Annotated in this window: 7 protein-coding genes; all 7 read left to right on the top strand. The window is 36.0% G+C overall.

What is annotated here, in order from left to right:
• Positions 1–995, top strand: a 995-nt coding sequence (locus tag BBH99_RS09790; protein ID WP_066695056.1) for a 3-hydroxyacyl-CoA dehydrogenase family protein, incomplete at its 5' end; no start/stop codon positions are given.
• Positions 996–1,097: 102 nt separating this feature from the next.
• Positions 1,098–1,412, top strand: a complete 315-nt coding sequence (locus BBH99_RS09785) for a hypothetical protein (protein ID WP_066695054.1) — start codon at positions 1,098–1,100, stop codon at positions 1,410–1,412.
• A gap of 5 nt (positions 1,413–1,417) precedes the next feature.
• Positions 1,418–1,831 carry a PaaI family thioesterase gene (locus tag BBH99_RS09780; protein ID WP_066695052.1) on the top strand — a complete coding sequence of 138 codons (414 nt, stop codon included), beginning with the start codon at positions 1,418–1,420 and terminating at the stop codon, positions 1,829–1,831.
• A gap of 63 nt (positions 1,832–1,894) precedes the next feature.
• Positions 1,895–2,215 (top strand): four helix bundle protein, encoded by a 321-nt coding sequence (locus tag BBH99_RS09775; RefSeq protein WP_083188798.1) that lies wholly within the window; start codon positions 1,895–1,897, stop codon positions 2,213–2,215.
• Between the two features lie 85 nt (positions 2,216–2,300).
• Positions 2,301–3,506, top strand: a complete 1,206-nt coding sequence (pcaF, locus tag BBH99_RS09770; RefSeq protein ID WP_066695050.1) for a 3-oxoadipyl-CoA thiolase — start codon at positions 2,301–2,303, stop codon at positions 3,504–3,506.
• A 129-nt stretch (positions 3,507–3,635) separates the two neighbouring features.
• Positions 3,636–4,229, top strand: a complete 594-nt coding sequence (locus BBH99_RS09765) for an acyltransferase (protein WP_047382988.1) — start codon at positions 3,636–3,638, stop codon at positions 4,227–4,229.
• Positions 4,230–4,295: 66 nt separating this feature from the next.
• Positions 4,296–4,663: transposase (locus BBH99_RS09760; RefSeq protein WP_394363553.1), on the top strand; the 368-nt coding region annotated here is incomplete at its 3' end.

The raw sequence follows: 4,663 nt of genomic DNA, 5'->3' as shown, positions 1-4,663 counted from the left end.
TCCTTCAGAAATTAGCTGAAAAAGGAAAAATTTCTCAGGAAAAAGCCGCAGAGATCAGAAACAATATCGTTAAGGGTGAAGCATTACAGGATTTAAAAGATTCCAATTTGGTTATTGAAGCGATCATTGAAAATAAAGATATCAAAACCACGGTTTTTACAGAGCTGGAGACTTATGTTTCAGAAGACTGTATCATCGGTTCCAATACATCATCCATTTCTATCACCTCTCTGGGTGCAGAATTAAAGAAACCGGAGCGTTTCATCGGAATTCATTTTTTCAATCCGGCTCCATTGATGCCTTTAGTGGAAGTGATTCCATCTTTATTAACAGAAAAAACTTTAGCGGAAAAAATATACAACCTCATGAAAGAATGGGGAAAAACACCTGTTATTGCTAAGGATATTCCAGGATTTATCGTTAACAGAATTGCCCGTCCGTACTATGGTGAAGCATTAAGGATTGTTGAAGAGAATATGGCAACACCGGAACAGGTAGATGAAGCCATGAAAACTTTAGGAAACTTTAAAATGGGACCTTTTGAATTAATGGATCTTATTGGAGTAGATGTCAACTTTGCCGTAACCACAACAGTTTACAAAGATTATTTCTACGACCCTAAATACAAACCCTCTTTACTTCAACAGAGAATGTCTGAAGCCAAACTTCACGGCAGAAAAACAGGAAAAGGTTTTTACGACTATAGCGAAGGAGCTGTAAAACCGGAAGCACAGAAAGATGATGCTCTTTACCAGCAGATCTTTTTAAGAATCATTTCAATGCTGATTAATGAAGCGGTTGAAGCCAAAAGATTAGGAGTTGCCAATGATGAAGATATCGAACTGGCGATGCAGAAAGGAGTAAACTATCCAAAAGGATTATTAGGTTGGGGAAAAGAAATCGGGTATTCAAAAATTTCCGAAACCCTGCAGAACCTTTACAACGAATATCAGGAAGAAAGGTACAGGCAAAGTCCGTTACTACGTAAAATGTAACAATGTACCAATCTAACAATGTAGCAATTGCGCTGTCATGCTGAGCCTGTCGAAGCATCTCATTGGTAAACTGTTACATTGTTAAATTATTAGATTAAATAAATGAATATAGAAGAATTCAGAGCAGAATTGGAAACAAGGCTTCTCATTGAAAAGCAGTATTTGATTCAGGAAGCATCTTCCATGGAGAGTCAGGAAAGACTTGAATTGTTGGGGAAATTTAATGAAAAATACAGAACATTAATTCAAAGATTAGCCAATGAAAGCGGAATTGATTTAAATGCAATGTATGAAGGAGAGAGTAGCTCTGATAGTTCCGATACGCACCTTTCATATGAACAGGTTATTCTGGGTAAGACGATGAGTATTTACGATCGTTTATCCGATGAGCTGTATGAAGAAATAACAAACATATAATAGAAATGAATCCAAGACAAGTTGCAGATTATATGTTCAATCAGGATTATTTTTCCCAATGGATGAATATCAAAATGATTGAAGTAAAAGAAAATTACTGTTTAATAGAAATGCCCATCAAAAAAGATATGATTAATGGGCTTAAAACCGTTCATGGAGGTGTTACTTTCGCTTTTGCAGATTCTGCACTGGCATTTTCTTCCAATAATACGGGAGATGCAGCTGTGGCCTTAAACTGCATCATCAACTTTACCAAGGCTGGAAAAGAAGGCGATGTTTTCAGAGCAGAAAGTATTTTGGTGAATGATACCAGAAAAACAGCTGTTTATGATATTAAAATCACCAATCAAAATCAGGAGCTGATTGCAAAATTTGTAGGAACAGTCTACAAAATCGGAAAAAAAGTAACAGAACTGTAGGTTCAATGTAACAATGTATCAGTATAACAATTTACCAATTATAAAATAAAAATTTTAGCACAAATGATAAATTTTGATAATAACCCGTTAATTGAAAAAACGGTTCAGTTTTCATTAGATATTATTGAATTCTGTGAATTGTTGGAAAAGAAAAGAAAATTTATTATTGCGAAACAATTGTTACGTTCCGGGACCAGTATTGGAGCTAATTCCTTTGAAGCACAAAACCCTCATAGTAAGAATGATTTTGTAAATAAAATTAAAATTGCTGCTAAAGAACTCGAAGAAACAAAATATTGGCTCTATCTCTGTAAACATTCTAAAAGCTACCCTTTTAAAGAATTTAGAAGTTCAGATTACAGAGATTGGAAAGATAATATATAAAATATTAAGTACAAGCTTAAATAAAAATCAATCAATCTAGTATTGTTACACTGTTACATTGCTAAATTGCTATATTAAAATAATTATGAACAACGTATACATCATAGACTATGTGAGAACTCCCATTTCAAAATTACAGGGAGGTTTATCAGAAGTAAGAGCAGATGATCTTGCAGCTATTGTTATCAAAGAAGTAGTAGCAAGAAACCCTGAAGTTCCTGTAGAGAAGATTGAAGACGTTATTTTCGGATGTGCCAACCAGGCAGGGGAAGATAACAGAAACGTAGCCAGAATGGGGCTTTTATTGGCTGGTCTTCCTTATAAAATCGGAGGGGAAACAGTAAACCGTCTTTGTGCTTCAGGAATGTCCGCTGTAGCTAATGCTTTCCGTTCCATTGCAGCTGGGGAAGGTGAGATTTATATTGCAGGTGGAGTAGAGCACATGACACGTTCTCCTTACGTAATGTCTAAACCTAGTGCTGCTTTTGGTAGAGACAGCCAGATGTATGATACTACTTTCGGATGGAGATTTATCAATCCGAAAATGAAAGAAATGTACGGTGTTGACGGAATGGGTGAAACGGCAGAAAACCTTGCAGATCTGCACCAGATCAACAGAGAAGATCAGGATAAATTTGCCCTTTGGTCTCAGCAAAAAGCAACTAAAGCTCAGGAAAGCGGAAGATTGGCAGAAGAAATCGTGAAAGTTGAAATTCCACAGAGAAAAGGAGAGCCAATTGTTTTTGAAAAAGACGAATTTATTAAACCAACCTCTTCGATGGAAGGACTGGGAAAACTTCGTCCTGCTTTCAGAAAAGAAGGAACTGTAACAGCGGGAAATGCTTCCGGAATGAATGACGGAGCAGCTGCTTTAATCTTAGCAAGTGAAGAAGCTGTAAAAAAATACGGATTAAAACCTAAAGCTAGAATTTTAGGATCTTCCGTAGCCGGTGTTGAACCAAGAATTATGGGAATCGGCCCTGTAGAAGCTACTCAAAAACTATTAAAGAGATTAAACCTGTCTCTTGATGATATGGATATTATCGAGCTTAACGAAGCTTTCGCAGCACAAGCTCTGGCAGTAACCAGAAGCTTAGGTTTAAAAGATGATGACACAAGAATAAATCCAAATGGTGGTGCTATTGCCATTGGTCACCCGCTGGGAGTTTCCGGAGCAAGAATCATTGGGTCTGCAGCTATAGAACTTCAGAAGCAAGATAAGAAATATGCATTGTGTACCCTTTGTATCGGTGTTGGTCAAGGCTATGCAATGGTGATCGAAAAAGTATAACTTTTTCAATATAACAATATAATAATGTACCAGTGTAACAATCACACTGTCATGCTGAGCTTGTCGAAGCATCTTATTGGTAAACTGTTACACTGATAGATTGTTAAATTAAATTTTATTAAAAATTTTATGAACATCTACTCATATCACGGAATCCGTCCCATTATAAAACCTTCTGCCTATATTCATCCACAGGCAGTCATTATCGGGAATGTAGAAATTGGTGAAGAAGTCTATATCGGTCCCAATGCGGTGATCCGTGGCGACTGGGGAAAAATTATCATTAAAGACGGGGCTAATGTTCAGGAGAACTGTACTCTTCATGTTTTCCCTAATATAGAAACCATTTTGGAAGAATCTGCCCATATTGGACATGGAGCGATTATCCACTCGGGACACATTGGAAAGAATTGTCTGATCGGTATGAATTCCGTTGTAATGGACAAAGCCTATATCGGAGATGAAAGTATTGTAGGAGCTTTAGCATTCGTTCCTGCTAATTTTAGGTGCGAGCCCAGAAAACTGATTGTAGGAAGCCCTGCAAAAATTATCCGTGATGTTTCTGATGAAATGATTCATTGGAAAACTGAAGGAACGAAATTGTACCAGGAATTGGCCAGAGAAGGAAAAGAGGCTATTCTGCCTTGTGAACCTTTTACAGAATATGTTCAGCAAATCCCTACAAAAATTGTTGATTACAGCATTTGGGATGATGTGAAATAACTTTTGGAATCTCTAAACCTAACGGGTTTTCAAAACCCGTTAGGTTTGAATAGGTTTTTAACAAATATGATTAATACAGAAAGTTTTGAGTTTGAATCGGTTTACCATATTTTTTCTCATGTAAATGGGAGGGAATTGATTTTTCGTGAAGAAACAAATTATCATTTTTTTCTAAAGCAGTTGAATAAATATATTCTTCCGATTGCAGATATTTATGCATATTGCCTGTTACCCAATCATTTTCATTTGCTATTAAGGTTTAAAAGTTTTAATGAGGTTGGTACAGAAGATGAACATCAATATTTGATGAAAAATTTTGGAGACTTTCTAAATTCTTATGCTAAAGCATATAATAAAAAATATGACAGAAAAGGAGCTCTTTTTCTTAACACAATAAAAAGAAAGAGAGTGAATGATGAAAAATATTTGTTAAA

Source organism: Chryseobacterium contaminans, from assembly GCF_001684955.1.
Lineage (GTDB): Bacteria > Bacteroidota > Bacteroidia > Flavobacteriales > Weeksellaceae > Chryseobacterium > Chryseobacterium contaminans.
This window is presented reverse-complemented; position numbering and strand designations above follow the sequence as displayed.